This is a genomic window from Dyadobacter sp. HNCC25DJ186, assembly GCF_056895235.1.
In genome coordinates this window covers 250,641-269,130 of the sequence record NZ_JBXHAS010000001.1, presented here as the reverse complement: position 1 = coordinate 269,130, position 18,490 = coordinate 250,641, and the positions used below count along the sequence as shown (strand labels likewise).

Sequence of the window (18,490 nt, the reverse complement as noted above, 5' to 3'; positions counted from 1 at the left end):
AAAGAGATGATATTTGAATTATCTAATTGGACGAATGATTTTTCTGGTGTTATTTTCTAAGACAACAAAAGGCGTATGAACATCCCAGTCCGGCTCATAATCTGATTGATTCATAAAACCTTTCGAAAAATTACCCAGAATGATATCCTTGTCGCCATCCTTATCATAATCTTTAACATCCATCGAAATCCATCGTCCCAGTTTGTCAATTGGTAGCGTGTACGGTTTTAAAAAGTGCTCTGATTGATTCGAGCCGTAATTATTTTCAAAATATAAAAATTTTTGTTCTGGTTTATTTTTCAGATCCGCAAAGAAAGAAATGGTTGCAATGTCCATATCACCATCCAGATCGAAGTCTGCTGCCATGGCTTTGGTGCAGCCGTTCACCGGGTAAAAATCAGCTTGTTCAAATCGCATTTTGCCTTTGTTAAGGAAAATATATAAGCCGTGATATGGTTTAAGAATTCTTGAATAATCACTATTATCACCTGCTGTGTAAATGATGTCAACCATACCGTCGTTATTCATGTCAGCCAGCTGAAAACTGCTCGAACCATATACCGGCGGAAAGCGGATTATGTTTTTTGTGGTAAAGCCACCCTTTGAGTCATTCAGGAAAAGCCATATTCCCTCGTCTCCATGTGCGAACAAAGCAATGATATCGATCCACCCGTCACCATTAAAATCACCAGTCTCACACTGGGTGACACCTGGCACTTCCCGAATGGCGAATTTTTTGAAGCTTTTATCAGGAGATTGCTTTTCCCAAAATAGTCCACCGCGGTTGTGTCCAAAACTGCTGACAACGTAATCAGTTAATCCATCTTTATTCAAGTCGACAGGCCTCGTCTGTATGGGACGTATATAGCTAACAGATAATTGCCTGTCGGTTACTTTTTTGTCATTTTGGTTCAGGATTGAAATTTCGCCAATCGTATTATCCAGCGCGCGCATACCTCCCATACTGGTAATCATTTTCTCACCGTTTGCGAATGCGATATCTACAGCTGCGGATTTTAATGATATCGATGAAATGTTCTCCAACTTATGGGTCCATTGATGTAAGGCGTTGTCATTCATTGAACTCGTGTAAATGTGCTGATTATCTGCGTCTATGGTAGTCAGTATAGTAGCTGCGATTTCAGATGTGTCGCTTTTAGGTGTCTTTACATCAAATATTCGCAAACCCTTATTTATAGGAGATAACTGCTGATCGGATTCGAGTTTTTCCGGCGCAAGCGTTTGATAATAAGCGACTATTTTCTGCCAGTCGCTACTGGATATGCGTGATTGTTTGGTATGTAAATACACATTTCCCTGAAGCACCTCTATTCCGAGCTGATCTGCCATAGCCGGCAATACGCCGGTAATCCAAGTTGTTTTGTCGAGAAGGGATGGGGAAGGGGCCAGGTGGCAGCCGGTGCAGTGTAACTTCACCAGTGGCTCAGCATACTGCCCGGGCCTTGCCTGACGCGTATTACAGGCACCAACCATCATTAAGATGCCAAAAAATGAAAGGTTACAAATTCTATTCAGAGAAAACTTTAGGCTCATTCAGATCGCTGGTTGTGGATATATTAAAATTGAGGTAAGTAACTTATATATAATTTAAACATAAAATAGTACAAAAACTAATACTATTTTAGCTTATTATAATACTATTATATATTTAAAAAAAAATATTAGTTACAAAAACACAATTATTTGGGTGAATAATAATACATTTGATTGTAAATTAATTAACCAGACTAAATTTATGAAACAAATCTACACGAGCTCCGTCCGGAGTTTAGTTTGCTGTTTCTTTTTGTGCTTCTCGACTATGGTTTCCATGGCTCAGGAACGAAAAGTAAGCGGTCGTATTACTGACATCGCCGGCTCTGGAATCCCGGGGGCGACCGTCGTAATCAAGGGAACCCAAATGGGGACCAACACCAACAGCGAAGGCCAGTACACATTAAACGTCCGATCTGCGACTGACGTACTTGTCATCAGTTTCGTGGGCTATGCAACCAAGGAAGTTCCTGTTGGAAACCAGAGTGTTGTTGATATCAAAATGGACGACGACGTGTCGGCTCTTGAAGAGGTGATCGTTACGGGTTACACCGTTGACAGTCGCAGAGAGACTACCGGTGCGGTGGCAACAGTGAAGTCAAAGGATTTGACAGCGGCTCCTTCCGGAAACGTTGAACAACAACTACAGGGACGTGTTGCGGGGGTAACTGTGATCACTAACGGTCAGCCAGGTACAACAAGCCAGATCCGGGTACGCGGTTTTGGTGCGTTTGGAGGTAATGAACCTTTGTATGTTGTTGACGGTGTGCCTACGGGTTCGACGGATTTTTTAAATCCTGACGATATTGAATCAACTACGGTTCTTAAAGATGCCGCGGCCGCCTCTATTTATGGAGCGCGTGCAGCGAATGGTGTTATTGTTTATACAACAAAAAAAGGCACTAAAAAGGCACGGAAACTGAATGTTACCTACGACGGGATGCTTGGTTTTACCACGCCTGGCAAAGGACAAAGCATGTTGAATCCGCAGGAACAGGCTGACTGGACCTGGCAGGCAGAGCGTAATAACGCATTTCAAACAGGTGATGCCCCTAATTTTTCAAACATCGCCAGCGGCCAGTATGGCAGTGGAAATACGCCGGTGCTACCTGATTACATTAACGTAGGAGGAAGAACCGGCGTAATCGGCTCGTTGGATCTTGCAGCTGAAAAATTGAAATATAATGTTGACCCGACCAGAGGATCGATTTATCAGGTTGTAAAAGCTAACAAACAAGGGACGGACTGGTATGATGCGATTACCCGCGTAGCACCAATTCAAAGACACTCACTGGGTTTCTCAGGTGGTTCTGAAACCAGCCGCTATTATGCAGGTTTCAGCGTTCAGGATCAGAAAGGGATTCTTTTAAACAATAGTTTTAAAAGATATGCTTTCCGTGTAAATACTGAATTTGACGTGTTGAAAAATCTTAGGATCGGTCAGAATGCTCAGTTTACTTACCTGCAGGTTTTAGGACAAGGCGGTGGAGGCGGTGGCCAGGGTGTGGCTGCAGATGAAAACGATATTCTTTCCGCTTTCCGGATGCCTTCAATCATACCAGTGTATGATGAATTTGGCGGATATGCAGGAACAGCGGCAAAAGGTTTTAACAATCCACGTAACCCGGTAGCAGCCCGGGATGGCCAGGCGAATAACCGCGGATTTGGCGGACAAGGCTTTGGTAACCTTTATGCTGAACTGGATATTATTTCAGGTCTGACGTTCCGTACAAGTATCGGTGCTCAGTATACAAGTTACAGCAACAGAGGATACAGCCGTTTACAGTACGAAAACTCAGAAAATAACTCAGCATTTGGATTCAATGAGGGTGCCGGACATCGTTTAGCCTGGACATTGACCAATACTTTGAATTATAAAAAACAGCTCGGTTTGCATACAATCGATGTGATCGTTGGCCAGGAAGCGTTGAACACAGGTGCCGGAAAAAACCAGTCATCTTCAGGTTTGAACCCTTTCTCGACGGATATCAACTACATCAACATGACAAACGTGAGTTCGAAAGTTGTTAACAGCGATTATTACAAGGGTGTTAACTTCTACTCACTTTTTGCCCGTGCAAACTATACTTTCAATGACAAATATATAGTTACAGGGGTTGTGCGTAGAGATGGTTCTTCAAGATTTGGTGCGAACAATCGTTATGGTGTATTCCCTGCTTTTTCAGCGGCATGGCGCCTATCCTCTGAAGAGTTCATGAAATCTATTCCTTTCATTACGGAACTTAAGATCCGTGGAGGTTATGGTTTGATGGGGAACTCGAACAACGTGGATCCAAATAACCAGTATAGTTTATACGGAGCGAATATCGCTGAATCTGCCTATGATTTGAATGGTACAAATACCAGTGCAATGGAAGGTTATTATCGTACGCGTATTGGTAACGTAAATGCGAAATGGGAAACCAGTGTTACGCAGAATATTGGTATTGACGGAACATTTTTCAAAGGGAAATTTGATGTGATCATTGATTTATGGCAAAAAGATACCAAGGATTTGTTATTCCAGGTTCCGGTCACTGCCACAGCAGGTTACAGAGCATCACCTCCTTCTGTTAACGTAGCCAAAATGTCGAATAAAGGTATTGATTTGCAGATCATCAACCGTGGTAAATTAAACAAGGATCTCGGATACGAACTTAATTTTACTGCTGGGGTACTTAAAAATAATATTGAGTCACTTGCTCCAGGTATTGAATATATCTCTTCAGCAGCGGCCAACCCAGGTTTCAGAGGAATTAACCCGATCAGAAATCAGATTGGTCAGTCAATTTCTTCCTTTTTCGGATACCAGGTTGTAGGTCTTTTTGCTGATAAGGCTGAAGTTGACGGAGCAGCTACACAGGATGGTGCAGCTCCCGGACGTTTCCGTTATGCAGACTTAAATAATGATGGTATAATTGATTCAGAAGACAGAACGTATCTGGGCAGTCCGGTGCCAAAGTTCACAGGCGGTATCAATATCTCACTGACCTACAAAGGCTTTGACCTGGCAACCTATATGTATGCTTCTCTTGGAAATAAAATCTTTAACGTTTCTAAGTGGTTTACGGATTTCTATCCATCGTTTACCGGTGCAGCTGTAAGCTCAAGAGTAAAAGATTCGTGGCTACCTGATAACAGAGACACGCAAACGCCGATTTTCGAATCAACTTCTAACTTCAGTACCAACACGCAATCGAATTCTTTCTATGTAGAGAATGGTTCATTCTTCCGGATGCAAAATATCACCATTGGATATACTCTTCCAAGCCGGATGTTGAGCAAGCTGAAAATGCAGAAACTTAGATTCTATGCTTCTACAAACAACTTATTCACAGTTACGAAATACCAGGGACTTGATCCGGGTGTAGGAGGTAATGCAGATACAAACTTTGGTATTGATGTAGGAAATTATCCGATTACAAGAAGTTACACATTTGGTGTTAACCTTGGATTTTGATAAAAACTCAGTCAAGAAATTATTTCAAAAGTTGATATCAAATAGTTGAAATCAAAAAATATTATCAAAATGAAAAAAACTAGATCAAAGGGATTATTGCTGGTTGTTTGTGCAATAATGCTGATAGGGTATTCTTGTAAGGAAAGTTTCCTGGAAGTACCGGCCACTGGGCAATTGGATGAAGGACAGCTTTCCGATAAAAAGGGTTTGGAAGGAGTGTTGGTATCGGTTTATGGCCAGCTGAACGGCCGGTCCAACCGTATGGCCAGTGCAAGTAACTGGGTTTGGGGAAGTATTCGCGGAGGTGATGCGAACAAAGGAACAGATCCAGGGGATTTTAGTGATATTAACCCAATTCAGCGCTTTCAGTATATTACGACGCAAGGTGTTATCGCGGATAAGTATACTGGTCTTTATGAAGGAGTTGCGCGGGCAAATTTGGTTATGCGACTAATAGGTGTAGCGAAAGAGGATGTTACTGACGCTGATAAAGCAAGAATTTCGGCGGAGGCCAGATTTTTGAGAGGTCATTATTATTTCGAATTGAAACGAGGCTTTAACAATACGCCCTACGTTGACGAAACGGTCGATTACGGCACAGGTATTGAGAAAGTGTCCAACAATAAGGATCTTTGGCCGTTTATCGAGGCAGATATGAAATTTGCTTACGACAATCTGCCTGAAACACAAGCTGCGGCTGGTCGGGTTAATAAATGGGGAGCTGCTGCTTACCTGGCGAAAGTTTACATGTATCAGAAAAAGTTTACAGAAGCTAAGGCTCTTTATGATCTGATCATCGCGAACGGACAAACTACGAATGGCAAAAAATACGCGCTAGTTCCAAGATTCCAGGATGCGTTCAAAGCAAGTAATGACAACAACTCTGAATCTGTTTTTGCTATCCAGGCGGCAGCTAATACGGGTAGCGTAAATAATGCAAACCCGGAATTTGACCTTAACTGGCCATACAATACTGGTCCGAATGGTCCGGGTAACTGTTGCAGCTTTTTTGCTCCAAGTTTTGAATTGGGTAATTCATTCCGTACGGATGCAACAGGTTTGCCACTTTTGGATGGATCTTATAATACTGCCGGTAAAGAACTGAAAACGGATATGGGTCTGAAATCTTCGGATGCATTTACACCAGATGCCGGCCCGGTAGATCCTCGTCTTGATCATTCGATCGGACGTAGAGGAATTCCGTATCTTGACTGGATCGATCACCCAGGTAATGACTGGATCCGTAATCAGCCTAATGCAGGGCCGTATACAACTAAAAAATATGCTTATTACAGAACTGATATCGGTAGTTTGCAGGATAACAGTTCATGGACTCCGGGTTACACGGCAATCAACGTGAATATTATCCGCTACGCCGATGTGCTTTTAATGGCGGCTGAGGCGGAAGTTGAAGTTGGATCGTTGGAAAAAGCGCGTGAATATGTGAATTTGGTAAGAGCCCGCGCATCAAATCCTGCGAGTTTTGTAAAACGTGCATCTGGTGAGAATGCGGCTAACTATGTTATTGATACTTACAAAACAGCGTGGGCCAGCAAAGACGCTGCCCGTACTGCCGTACGTTTCGAGAGAAAGCTTGAACTTTCAGGAGAAGGACACCGGTTTTTTGACTTAGTAAGATGGGGCACAGCAGCAACTGAAATTAATGCTTATCTGGCTTATGAAAGTAAAAAATTGAGTGGTGCTTTGGGTGGTTCCACCTTCACAGCAAACAAGAATGAATATCTTCCTCTTCCACAAGATCAGGTTGACCTTGTTGGCAAGGATATTCTTATTCAAAATCCGGGATATTAATTCAGAAAGTCCTAAAAAATAAAATAAAGGAGGTGGTGCGTAAGTACCATCTCCTTTTCTTAATTTCAGCTGGTGCTTACCCCGTAAATTTTCCCTATGTCAATCCGATATTTACTCTTATTGCTTTTAATTATTCCGGTACTGAATTCCTGTAAAAAAAAGCTTAAAACTTTTTCAATGCTGGACAGTGAGGAAACGGGTATAAATTTTTCCAATCGTATCGCAGAAAATGATACCATGAACATTCTTGCCTTTGAATATGTATACAACGGCGGCGGAGTGGCACTCGGAGATTTTAATAATGATAGCCTGCCGGATATTTATTTCACAGGAAATTCGGTAGATAATAAACTTTACCTGAACAAAGGAGCAGGGGGTGACGGTGGTCTGCGGTTTGAGGATGTTACTAAAAAAGCAGGTGTCGCTGCTGAAAATAAATGGTCGTCGGGTGTAGCGGTGATCGATATAAACAATGACGGACTATTGGATATCTATGTGTGTTCAACAGTGCGTAAAGTTGCGAAAGAAAGAGAAAATTTGCTCTATGTCAACCAGGGGATTGGAGCGGATAAAATTCCTGTCTTCAAAGAAATGGGAAAAGAATATGGAGTCGCTGATACAACTCACACAACGAACGCGGCATTTCTGGATTATGATAACGATGGAGATCTGGATTTGTTTCTGGTGGTGAATGAAATGGATGATAATAATTTCCCGAACAAGTTTCACGAAAAAATAATTGACGGGTCCTCTAAAAGAACAGACAGACTTTATAGGAACGATTGGGATAAGGCGCTGGGACATCCGGTTTTCACAAATGTTTCAAAAGATGCAGGAATCCTTATTGAAGGTTATGGTTTAGGAGTAAATGTGACCGATGTCAACCAGGATGGTTGGAAAGATATATATGTCACCAATGATTATCTGACGAACGATCTTCTGTATATAAATAATGGGAAAGACGCCGCCGGAAAACATCTCGGTTTTACGAATATGGCAGATGCGGCTTTCAAACACACCTCACATTCCGCGATGGGAAATGATGTTGCAGATATCAACAACGATGGCTTACCGGATATCGTAGCCCTTGATATGATGCCAGCGACGAATTTTAGAAAAAAAATGATGACTCCCGCCAGTAGTTACATCACTTATCAAAACTACGAACTGTATCATTACCAGTATCAGGTGGCAAGAAATACACTTCAGCTGAATCTGGGCAAAACAAAGTCGACAAGTAAAAGCCCGGTTTTTAGCGAAATTGGACTATTGAGCGGTATTGCAGAAACGGATTGGAGCTGGACGCCGATGGTGACAGATTTTGACAATGATGGTTTACGGGACATCATTATTACCAACGGTTTTCCAAGAGATATTACCGATATGGATTTCATCGCTTACCGGAATGAGGTCGGTAATGTGATGACCAAAATGATGTTGCTGGATTATGTACCTTCGGTTAAGATTAAAAACTTTGCATATAAAAATAAAGGAAACCTGCACTTCGAAGATGTTACGGACGACTGGGGTATTGAACTGCCGGGTTTTTCAAATGGAGCAGCCTATGCAGATCTGGACAATGATGGTGATCTGGATTATGTCGTCAATAATATCAATGATTCTGCCGCTGTTTATAGAAATAATTCAATTCAATTAAAGCCAGAAGAAAGTAATTATCTGCGGATTAAATTTAAAGGTGAAGGTTACAATGGTAACGGGATAGGTGCTATTGCCGAAATTAGCTATGATGGGAATCACAAGCAATACTCGGAGAATTCACCATTCAGAGGGTATTTGTCGACAGTAGAACCTGTTACACATTTTGGGTTGGGTAAAATAAAAGTGATTGACAAACTTGTAATTACCTGGACAGGCGGAAAAACCCAAACCCTCAGAAATGTAAAAGCCAATCAGGTGCTAACTGTTTTTGAGAAAAATGCAAAAGCGGAAAATGAACCTTTAAAACCTGTGGAGGGGACATTGATGGAGGATGTTACCGAATTTTTAGACGTAAAATACCGACACGAGGAACAAGACAATATTGATTTTAATGTCCAGAAATTATTGCCGCATAAGTTGTCTCAATATGGACCTGCACTCGCTGTTGGTGACGTAAATGGAGATAAACTTGAAGATGTTTTCATTGGCGGGGCAATGTTGCATAAAGGAAGATTTTTATTGCAGCAACCCAATGGAAAATTTGTAAACACAGATTTACTTCCCGGAACCGACGGCCCTTCGAAAAATGCTGAGGATATGGGTGTGTTGTTATTTGATGCGGATCTGGATGGCGATCTGGACTTGTACATTGTCAGCGGAAGTTATGAAATGCAGGCTAACAGCGACGCTTTGCAGGACAGGTTATATATCAATAATGGTCAGGGAAAGTTTTCTCAGAATACCGGTGCTTTACCTAAATTCCTGAAAAGCGGATCTTGTGTAAAAGCAGCAGATTATGACCGTGATGGTGATCTTGATCTTTTTATAGGAGGCAGGGTAGAGCCCGGAGCTTATCCAAAACCGGTTTCCAGCTATTTGCTTCGTAATGACTCTGCTGGCGGACAGGTCAGATTTACAGACGTTACGAAGTCAATTGCTCCGGAACTCATTAATATCGGTTTGGTTTGCGACGTTTTATGGACGGATTTTGACAACGACGGCTGGGTCGATTTGCTTGCTGCAGGCGAATGGATGCCGCTGACTTTTTTCAAAAATGTAAAGGGTAGTTTCAGGAAACATAACGGAGGATTGGAAAACCAGAAGGGGCTTTGGGGAACTTTGGCCACCGGGGATTTTGACAATGATGGCGATATGGACTATGTGGCTGGCAATCTGGGACTGAACTCTTTACACCGCGCCAATGATAAGCAACCGATTGGTATGTATGCGAAGGACATAAACAAAGATGGATTTTTTGATGCGATTCCGACAGTTTTCTATAAAGGAAAAGATGGCAGTTTTAAAGAATTTCCATACAATACCCGTGACGAAATCGGTAAACAGATCATTCAGGTAAGGCAGCGTTTTCAGGAATATGGGAAATTTTCAGATGCAGGTATTAAAGATATTTTCAAACCTGATGAGTTGAAAGATGCCTTGACTTTAAAAGCAAACTGGCTAAAAAGCAGTTACCTAGAAAACCTGGGTGGAGGGAAATTTAAAGTACATGAATTGCCTGTTGAGGCTCAGTTTGCACCGCTTTTTGGCATGGTGGCGGAAGATGTCGATGGCGATGGTAATCTTGATGTGCTCTTATGCGGAAATGACTTTGGTTCAGATGTTTCAGTGGGTCGGTATGACGCTTTTAACGGATTGATCCTGAAGGGAAATGGTAAAGGTGGCTTTTCTTCACTAAGTTGTGAAAAGGGAGGATATATGGTCACCGGAAATGCAAAAGCTATGGTAAAATTATCTGCTGCTGACGGTAAATCAATGACCATCACGTCACAAAATAGAGATTCACTGAGATTTCATCAATCTCGGCAGGTGATGAAACCTGTGCCATTACTGGTTACGGAGAACACTGCAATCCTTAAATTAAAAAACGGAAAGATACGCCGGGAAGAGATAAATTATGGTTCTTCTTTTTTATCTCAATCTGCACATTCGTTGCTTTTGCCGGAATACGTTTTAAGTGCGGATGTTGTAGATACGAAAGGAAAGATCAGAAAGGTTCGATAGTGAGCAGGTTTCTTATTAACAAAAAGGCAATCCAATCACCTGGATGCCCTTTTTGTTTTATAAAACTAAATTTTCTGAACCGTTTTACGAGGAATGTATTGTGGTTTCATTTGAATCTTACCGTGCGTTTTCCTTTTCCCGAATTCTGCGGTCACCTTTTTTGCCTTATTTCTTTTTCCCCACCAGATATAAAAACCTGTGATCGGCAAAGTGGCACAAAAGAGGCTTGCAAGAAAGGCCAGAATTTTGGTGGACATTCCATAAATTCCTCCGGTATGGATGTCGTAGTTGGTATTTCGCCATTTCATTCCCAGTGACTTATCCTCCTGTAAAATCTGGCCATATTGCTCACCCGTACTGTTATTGTAAAAATAATAATTTGACTCACGCCAGCCTGAGCCTCTGTTTGTTTCCATAAACAATAGATACGGAGCGGTTGGTTTTTCAGATATGGAAATAGTTAACATCGAAAAATTAACCTTTTTTTTAAGTGCATCCTCAAATACTTTATCTGGTAGATGATGAGAAGGCTGTGTTTTTGAACCCACGACGGGCTGTTCGGTTATAAATTTTGGGCGCTGTTTGGAACCCAAAATCCAATAAATTCCATCTTCCCACCAGTCAAATGACCAAACGAGCCCGGTGATAACAATGACCGTTGCAATTGGTAATACGTAAAACCCGCCAACATTATGAGCGTCATAATTGACCCTGCGCCATTTTGCATTCCATTTGATACTAAATCTTTGTTTCCAGCCGCTTTTGGTTTTGGGTATCCAGAGAACAAAACCAGTTACCAATAAAACGAGAAATACTAAGCAAGAACTTCCCACGATCAGGCTTCCTGTTTCGTAGGGAAGCAGCAGATTCTGGTGGATTCTGCGAACGATGTTAAAAAATTCGTATTTTCTGTCGACTTTTCCCAGCACTGCTCCGGTATATGGATTAACATAAACTTCTTCATAATATTTAACCTGCTGAAAATAAGTCCAGACATTTTTTGCTTTTTTATCTGCTTTGGAAGCAGTAAAAAGATAGGCGCGATGGCGGTCATTTGTAACTTCCACCGAATTGATCTTTTTCTTTTCACCCAGTGCTCGTTGCGCGATGGACGTCAAGGCCGACAATGATTTGACCTGTTTTCCCGGAGCTTCAATGTAAACCAGTTCTTGGTGAAAAAAATCAAAAATTTCTTGCTCGAACACGAAAATGCATCCGGTCAAAGAAACAATGAATACAATCATTCCGGATACCAGACCAAGCCACAAATGAAGTAATGCTGATATTTTTTTCATGATGAAAAGTCTTAGTGGAAATTCCGAATGCGCTTAAAATGAATAGCCAAGTCCAATCAGGAAGTTGCGTGGAGCTCCCGGGAACAATCGGTTATAATCAAACCCGCCCACCCAATGCGTTTTGTTGGTCACGTTATTCAGGTTAAATGATATTCTGAACTTGTCGACATTGTAGAAAATGGCTGCATCCAGTAAAGTATATCCCGGAAGTTTTAAATTATTTTTTGTATCGTTTGTCGTTCGTTCCGATACAAAATTGCTGCCTATACCTACTGCTAAGCCGCTGAGTGCCTTCTGTGGAAGTTTGTATTTAGCCCAAAAACCACCTTGCCGACGTGGGGCATTTGGAAAGATTTTTCCAACTTCTGCCTCGTTTGTACTTTTCGTGATTTCAGCTTTGTTAAATGCAATATTGGCAGTAAGACTGAGTTCCGGGGTAATCTGCCCGTAAGCATCCAACTCAACTCCTGTGGCTCGTTGCTGTCCGATCTGACGAAGAAGATTAAGATTGTCTGCTGCTCCGGCATTTACCAATACATTATTTTGTTCAATTCTATAAATCGCGAGATTTACAGCCAGCCGCTTTTTGAAATATTCCATCTTCGCGCCACCTTCCACCATGTTACTACTCAGGGGATCAAAGGGGCCGCCATATATTTCCGGAGCACCGATGGTTCCGGCCGATTGCGGCTGGTAACCTTCCGTATAAGTTCCATATAGACTGATCCATTGCATCGGCGTATAAACCAAACCAACTCTGGGGATCAATGCTTTTTGCTTAACCTTTTTCTCGGTTTTAAGTGTGTAATTCAGCAGATCGCTGTAATGTTCCATACGAAGGCCGATCAAACCGTTCCACTTTCCAAATTTGAATTGTTCCTGAATATAAACTCCATCAGCGTAATATTTTGAAGGGGTTACGGTGGAGCTGATATTATAATATCGGGAAATATCGGTAATGTTATAGTCCGGATTTTCAAGGTCGAAGAAAGGAACATTGGGCACCGGCATGTTGTCTTTAATAAGATATAATGCTTTGTTCTTTGGATCAAAGGCTGCCGGCGTTCCGTTTTTGTTCAGGACCACACCGTTATTAGTTGCATTAATAAATCCGCCTGCGTTATAGTTTGAACCTCCCAAAGCAGTATGGAACAGAATGTGATCGTAGCCAACCAATAACTTGTGCTCAATTTTTCCGGTATTAAATGCTGAAATAAAATAGGCACTGACATTGTCTGTGTAGTTTCGGGTCTGCCTTTTGATCGTTTGCATTTGCATCAGTGTCGGAATTGATTTTCCGTCTGCGTCCATTCCGTAACTGTTGGAAGTGCGATGTTCAAGCAAATCTTCATTATACATAAACTTCATATACGAAGCATTGAATGAAAGCCAGTTTGCCAGTTTTCTTGTGAGAGCTAGCGTGGAGTACATATTCAACTCCTTGATGTAATCACTCTTTTTTCCAAGTGCAAAAGATATTGGTGTCGAATTAAGCTTTGTTCCGGCGGTAGCACCAAATATTGGCTGCCCGCGATCCAGTTTTCCGACAGAGCTCATGAAAACAAGGTCAATATTTATCTGTGTTTTTTCATCGGGAATAAATGAAATGGAAGGTGCAACAACGACATCCTGGCCTCCCTGAAGCACACGAAAAGATTCCGCATTTTGATACGCAAAATTTAACCGATAGAGCAGTGTTTTTGATTCGTTCATCGGGCCTGTGAAATCAGTGGCAAGACGATACGTATTCCAGCTGCCCGTGGTAAAATTGATCGATTTGCGGTTTTCGTCAAGTGGTTTTTTAGTAACAATATTGATCGTTCCACCCGGATCAGTATTGGCAAATAAGGCAGAAGCAGGGCCTTTTATTACCTCCACGCGTTCAACATGTGGAATAAGTGACTGATTCCATCCACTACTACTAACACGCAAACCATTCACCATCGTGTTACTGGCCCGGAAACCGCGTAATACGAAATCGTTGTTGTTGTAAGAAAACTGGTTAACGCCACTGATATTCTTCACAACATCGCTATTCTTGAAGGCTTGTCTGTCAAGCATTACTTCTTTCGTAACATAACTTATAGCCTGAGGTACATAACGTAATGGCGTCTCTGTTTTTGTTCCTGAAAAAGCGTAGGAGTTTTTATAGGTTTGTTCCTTACGTCCGGTAACCTCAACGGCCTGTAACTCAGTTGCCGAAGAATAGATGGTCAGATCTACCGTCAAAGGTGTGTTATCCTCGAATTTGATTTCCTTTTCGATCTGGTCAAAGCCAACAGCTTTTACTACCAGTGTATGTTTTCCCGGCGGAATATTTTTGATTACGTAATTTCCCGAATCGTCGGAAACCGCTCCGAGCTGTGTATTTTTTATAAGAAGGCTTACAAAAGGAGCGGGTTCATTTTGGCTTGTCTTAACATGTCCTTGTAAACTAGCACCGATTTGTTGAGCAGAAACGCTGAAATAATATAACAACAGGATTACTAAAAGAGCGTATTTTAATTTCATAAGCGAAAATTGGAAAATAAACAGAATGAATTTAATTTATTAAGACCAATAATAAATAATGATTCAAATGTAGTTTATTTAGATTAATAACAAATAATATTTTAAGAAATATTCCAGGCTTACGGCATTTTGGGATAGGAAGACAGTAATGACATGTTATTCTTTAAGAGATTTTAAAACCTCATTGGCAATTCTCATGCATAGAGGCCTGTCTTCAAATGTCAGTTATGTAATTATAGGCTGTTAAGCAGATCTTATAGGACTTTGGAAAAGCCTGGCATTTGATATGATTTTCGTAAAATAATTATATAAAGCCTTTAATAGTACTATTTATTGAAAAAGTACAATCAGTATCCAATTTAGGGTTAAAATGCTATTGTCAAATTTTAAACTACTTGTTGTACTTTTACTATAAGTGTAGGATTATTTTAATATTAACATAGGACTGTGATATGAACTTTTCAATATGAAATCTTTCTTATTGACTTGTATTAAGAATGTTATCTACCTTTGACACATCGAAAGCAAGAATAAAGTCGCTTTTCGAAGAATAGATCAGATTTAGAATTTTAATTTAACAATATCTGTAAAGTACAATTCTTAACAGAAAGTTTAAACAACATAAAACATTAGAGACATCATGAAAAAAACAATCTTAGCAATCGCAGTTTTGGTGGGAGTATCAACTGCAAGTTTCTCATTCGCTGGTGAAAAAGTTAACAACACTGGTGCTGCTGCAATCGAATTGGTTTCTGCTGACAACCTTACTTTCAGACTGAAACTTGACAGTGTTAAAGAAAGATCTTCTGTAACGATTAAAGACGAAAACGGATCAGTGCTTTATAGCTCTTCTATTCCTAAGTCTGAAAATTATTCAAAAGTATTTGACCTGTCAAACCTTTTGGATGGTAACTACATTTTCATTGTAAACAATGGAACTGAAATCACTGAAAAACCTTTCGTAATCGCTACTGAAACAAAACGTTTAGTAACAGCAGTTAAATAATTCAAGGCTGATCTGATCAGCGCAGGGTTATGGAAAATTTTAAGGAGAGGATAGCTGGCTATCCTCTTTTTTTGTTTTACAGCCGACAAATGCTTGATTAATGTTGATTGAGATTTTACACCAGACTAAAAAAAGTAGAATCACTATTTAGGTAGCAAATACGCTACATCGAGGATCGGACTACATGTATTGTTAGAAGTGGTCTATTAAGATCGACCCACTAATGCGTAGATTTGCGCTTTAAAACTAGAAAATGCAACAATCCATAATTATTCGCCAAGCCAACATTGCTGATCTGAAATCTGTTCAATTGATCGCCAAAGAAACATTTTTTGAAACATTTGCGGAGGCAAACACTGAGGCAGACATGCAGATGTATCTTGATAAAAACTTTGGCGAAACCGTAATGAATAACGAATTGAGCAATCCGGATTCAATTTTTTATATTGCCTGGGAAGGTGAAAATCCTGTCGGATATTTGAAGGTAAATTTAAACGAAGCGCAGACAGAGCTCAAAGATGGGAGCTCTCTCGAAATTGAACGTATCTACGTCAAAAAAAAATATCACGGTAAAAAGGTTGGTCAGATTTTATACGAGAAGGCCGTCGATATAGCTATGTCTTACAATAAAAAATATCTTTGGCTTGGAGTTTGGGAAAAAAATCTGAAAGCGATAAAGTTTTACGAAAAGAACGGTTTTGTCGCTTTTGATAAGCATATCTTCAAATTCGGAGAGGATGAGCAAATAGATATTATGATGAAAAAAAGTTTATAAATTAATCTAAAAAAATGCCGTAGGTAATCAAATTCCTACGGCAACTTTTGTAACTCGCTTGTGAGTTTTACTGAAAACTAATTGTCCGTTAGTACGTCATCACTTGTTTCTCCTGGCTGCTGCGGAATGCCAGATCGATTACGCGGCAAGTTCTCAGGATTTCCTCTGGTTTCACTGCCAATTCTGCACCTTCGACAATGGCTTCGTAAACATTATCATAGAAAGGCATATAATTTCCTGCCTCACTTTCTATAATGCCTGTAAAATCAGGACTCGAAAGTTTTCCCCACCGATCTTCCGGTTCAACGCCCCAAGGCTCCTGGTTTGGAAGAATATTTTTACGCAGCGTTTCTTCTTGCACATCCAGACCACCCTTTAAAAAGGAGCCATTCGTACCGTGGATCGTGTAACGGAGCAGATTGTCATAGACCATCAAACTCGATTTCAGGATCACAAGTTTGTCTGGATAACCCAGGCGGACATCAAAATAATCATCAATTTCACTATTTGGTCTAACTGTACTAACTGTCGCAGTAACAGTTTCCGGCGCCCCAAAAAGTACCAGTGCCTGATCCAGCAAATGTGGCCCGAGGTTATAAAGATTTCCGCCTACGTCCACTTTTTTCTCTTTCCATGATTCCGTAGGAACAACCGGACGGAAGCGGTCATAGCGGCATTCGTATTCTACGACGTCACCCAGTTTTCCCTCTGCCAGTATTTTTTTGATGGTCAGGAAATCAGAATCCCAACGGCGGTTTTGATAAGCTGTCAGGATTAATCCTTTTTCCTTTGCAAGCGCGACAAGTTGTTTTGCCTCTTCTTCTGTGGCAGAAAAGGGCTTTTCAATGACTACGTGTTTCCCATTTTCAAGCGCGTCCATGGCATATTGGAAATGCGTGTCATTGGGTGTACAAATGAATACAACATCAATAGATTCGTCAGCCAGAAGTTCATCAATGGAACGCGCATTTTCGATCGCAGGATCAAATTCCTGCGCTTCATTTTTACTTCTTTCAACCGCGGTTTTTAATTTAAAACGTGGGTTTATGGAAAGGAACGGCGCATGGAAATAGCGACCGGAAAGTCCAAAACCGATAAGGCCGACGTTAAGAATTTTTGAAGACATATGTTAAGGAATAGATAAATGATGAATTAAGATCGGCCTGAAAATAATGACCTGAAATAAATATTACCCGCCTGCAAAGTTAACTTTTACGCATACAGAGTCAAGAAATAATAAAATAATCCACAACGTAAATTGTGGCCTAATCAGGCTTGCTGCCACAGCTCCTTTACCTTTTGCAGGTCCCGTTTCATTGCATCAAAAACAACTTTTGGCGCAACTGTAATTTTGTCAGCACCGACGTCAGCCCCACCCAGCGGATATTCGAGATGGAGGCATATCGGAGCCTGGATATTGTGATCTTTTAATAATTTGAAATAGGTTTTAAAGTCGACCATCCCTTCGCCAAGCGGCATACTTTTCGGAGCCCATTTTCCGCTGCTTTTATCCCACATAAAATCTTTCAGCACAATGGTTTTAATATTGGGTTCGATCAGGTTATAACCTGTCTGCCAGGAAAGGCCGCCTTCTAATGTCGCGTGACGAATGTCATATTGCGCACCCATGTGGTTGAGATCTGCTTTTTTCAAAATTTCCCATATTTCAAAAAGTGACGCGCCGACCATTCTTCCTGCATGATTTTGATAACAACCCGTTAGGTTAAGTTTCTTGTTGAGCTGACTTAATCCTGCAATTTTTTCCCTGTATTCGTCCAGCGACTGCGGAATTGTTTTTTGGTCATTATACTTATACCAGTTCATCCGGTAGTATTTAATTCCTTGCAAAGCAGCCGTTTCCAACACTTTTTTATCAATAACATTATTGGCATCTTCTACCGCAGTCGCCATAAGCAAGGGCGAAAAACCAACTTTTTTCATAGCCTCAACGGCCATCGGTAAATCATTTTCCACGCGCTCAGGCAAGACATGACCCTTCGGACGAACCGTCAGGTCTATTCCATCAAATCCAATTTCTTTTGCCGCTTCTGCCATATCCTTATAATTGAGAAATTGCAGATGTTTGGAAAAAATATTGATTTTAGGAAGATCGGCATTGGCTGCGGATCGTTGCGAAAACCCCTTTTCTGCAACCAAGGGCAATACGCTCCCTGCAAGAGCAGCATTGATCAGAAATTTTCTGCGGGAAAGTTCTTGTGACATTATTAACGGGTTTAGCAATAAAATGAAAGGAAATTAGCCATACTCGTTTTGACGAGGAACGGGAGATTTGACCCGCAAGTATAGTTATTATTTTAAGTAATTAGCCGTCGAAAACGAACTTGATGATCTCTTTATAGATTTTGAAATTTATAACGATTAGAAACTTACCCCGC

10 protein-coding genes are annotated in these 18,490 nt (G+C 40.9%); 5 read left to right on the top strand and 5 right to left on the bottom strand.

Annotated elements, in window-relative coordinates; all coding sequences use genetic code 11:
• Nucleotides 1–18: 18 nt before the first annotated feature.
• Entirely contained in the window at nucleotides 19–1,554 is a 1,536-nt protein-coding gene (locus AC1XUO_RS01180; RefSeq protein ID WP_483327929.1) for an FG-GAP repeat domain-containing protein, read from the bottom strand.
• 202 nt (nucleotides 1,555–1,756) lie between these two features.
• Here AC1XUO_RS01180 and AC1XUO_RS01175 point away from each other — a divergent pair, with 202 nt between their 5' ends.
• The 3 genes from AC1XUO_RS01175 to AC1XUO_RS01165 all read left to right on the top strand — a co-directional run bounded on the left by AC1XUO_RS01175 (nucleotide 1,757) and on the right by AC1XUO_RS01165 (nucleotide 10,507).
• Nucleotides 1,757–5,014: a SusC/RagA family TonB-linked outer membrane protein gene (locus AC1XUO_RS01175; RefSeq protein WP_483327928.1), complete on the top strand. Its 3,258-nt coding sequence runs from the start codon at nucleotides 1,757–1,759 to the stop codon at nucleotides 5,012–5,014.
• Between the two features lie 69 nt (nucleotides 5,015–5,083).
• Complete coding sequence (locus AC1XUO_RS01170) at nucleotides 5,084–6,826, top strand: RagB/SusD family nutrient uptake outer membrane protein (RefSeq protein WP_483327927.1); 1,743 nt, start codon at nucleotides 5,084–5,086, stop codon at nucleotides 6,824–6,826.
• Between the two features lie 96 nt (nucleotides 6,827–6,922).
• Complete coding sequence (locus AC1XUO_RS01165; RefSeq protein ID WP_483327926.1) at nucleotides 6,923–10,507, top strand: VCBS repeat-containing protein; 3,585 nt, start codon at nucleotides 6,923–6,925, stop codon at nucleotides 10,505–10,507.
• A gap of 65 nt (nucleotides 10,508–10,572) precedes the next feature.
• On the opposite strand, the gene AC1XUO_RS01160 is transcribed toward AC1XUO_RS01165, so the two are convergent.
• Both AC1XUO_RS01160 and AC1XUO_RS01155 read right to left on the bottom strand, forming a co-directional pair.
• Complete coding sequence (locus AC1XUO_RS01160; RefSeq protein ID WP_483327925.1) at nucleotides 10,573–11,802, bottom strand: PepSY-associated TM helix domain-containing protein; 1,230 nt, start codon at nucleotides 11,800–11,802, stop codon at nucleotides 10,573–10,575.
• Between the two features lie 33 nt (nucleotides 11,803–11,835).
• On the bottom strand, nucleotides 11,836–14,313 hold the full coding sequence (locus AC1XUO_RS01155) for a TonB-dependent receptor domain-containing protein (RefSeq protein WP_483327924.1): 2,478 nt from the start codon (nucleotides 14,311–14,313) through the stop codon (nucleotides 11,836–11,838).
• A 640-nt stretch (nucleotides 14,314–14,953) separates the two neighbouring features.
• Here AC1XUO_RS01155 and AC1XUO_RS01150 point away from each other — a divergent pair.
• The gene (locus tag AC1XUO_RS01150; protein ID WP_483327923.1) at nucleotides 14,954–15,319 is read left to right on the top strand and encodes a hypothetical protein; all 366 of its coding nucleotides are present in this window, start codon (nucleotides 14,954–14,956) and stop codon (nucleotides 15,317–15,319) included.
• Between the two features lie 253 nt (nucleotides 15,320–15,572).
• Nucleotides 15,573–16,094, top strand: coding sequence for a GNAT family N-acetyltransferase (locus tag AC1XUO_RS01145; protein ID WP_483327922.1), 522 nt, complete (start codon nucleotides 15,573–15,575; stop codon nucleotides 16,092–16,094).
• A gap of 88 nt (nucleotides 16,095–16,182) precedes the next feature.
• Here the strand turns inward: AC1XUO_RS01145 and AC1XUO_RS01140 are convergent, their stop codons facing one another.
• Both AC1XUO_RS01140 and AC1XUO_RS01135 read right to left on the bottom strand, forming a co-directional pair.
• A complete protein-coding gene (locus AC1XUO_RS01140) occupies nucleotides 16,183–17,220 on the bottom strand; it encodes a Gfo/Idh/MocA family oxidoreductase (protein WP_483327921.1) in 1,038 nt (345 codons plus the stop codon).
• A 143-nt stretch (nucleotides 17,221–17,363) separates the two neighbouring features.
• On the bottom strand, nucleotides 17,364–18,317 hold the full coding sequence (locus tag AC1XUO_RS01135) for a sugar phosphate isomerase/epimerase family protein (protein WP_483327920.1): 954 nt from the start codon (nucleotides 18,315–18,317) through the stop codon (nucleotides 17,364–17,366).
• Nucleotides 18,318–18,490 lie beyond the last annotated feature (173 nt).

Bases quoted from the DNA above. Each gene is read 5' to 3' on its own strand.
- AC1XUO_RS01180 (WP_483327929.1), bottom strand. From the start codon at position 1,554: ATGAGCCTAAAGTTTTCTCTGAATAGAATTTGTAACCTTTCATTTTTT.
- AC1XUO_RS01175 (WP_483327928.1), top strand. From the start codon at position 1,757: ATGAAACAAATCTACACGAGCTCCGTCCGGAGTTTAGTTTGCTGTTTC.
- AC1XUO_RS01170 (WP_483327927.1), top strand. From the start codon at position 5,084: ATGAAAAAAACTAGATCAAAGGGATTATTGCTGGTTGTTTGTGCAATA.
- AC1XUO_RS01165 (WP_483327926.1), top strand. From the start codon at position 6,923: ATGTCAATCCGATATTTACTCTTATTGCTTTTAATTATTCCGGTACTG.
- AC1XUO_RS01160 (WP_483327925.1), bottom strand. From the start codon at position 11,802: ATGAAAAAAATATCAGCATTACTTCATTTGTGGCTTGGTCTGGTATCC.
- AC1XUO_RS01155 (WP_483327924.1), bottom strand. From the start codon at position 14,313: ATGAAATTAAAATACGCTCTTTTAGTAATCCTGTTGTTATATTATTTC.
- AC1XUO_RS01150 (WP_483327923.1), top strand. From the start codon at position 14,954: ATGAAAAAAACAATCTTAGCAATCGCAGTTTTGGTGGGAGTATCAACT.
- AC1XUO_RS01145 (WP_483327922.1), top strand. From the start codon at position 15,573: ATGCAACAATCCATAATTATTCGCCAAGCCAACATTGCTGATCTGAAA.
- AC1XUO_RS01140 (WP_483327921.1), bottom strand. From the start codon at position 17,220: ATGTCTTCAAAAATTCTTAACGTCGGCCTTATCGGTTTTGGACTTTCC.
- AC1XUO_RS01135 (WP_483327920.1), bottom strand. From the start codon at position 18,317: ATGTCACAAGAACTTTCCCGCAGAAAATTTCTGATCAATGCTGCTCTT.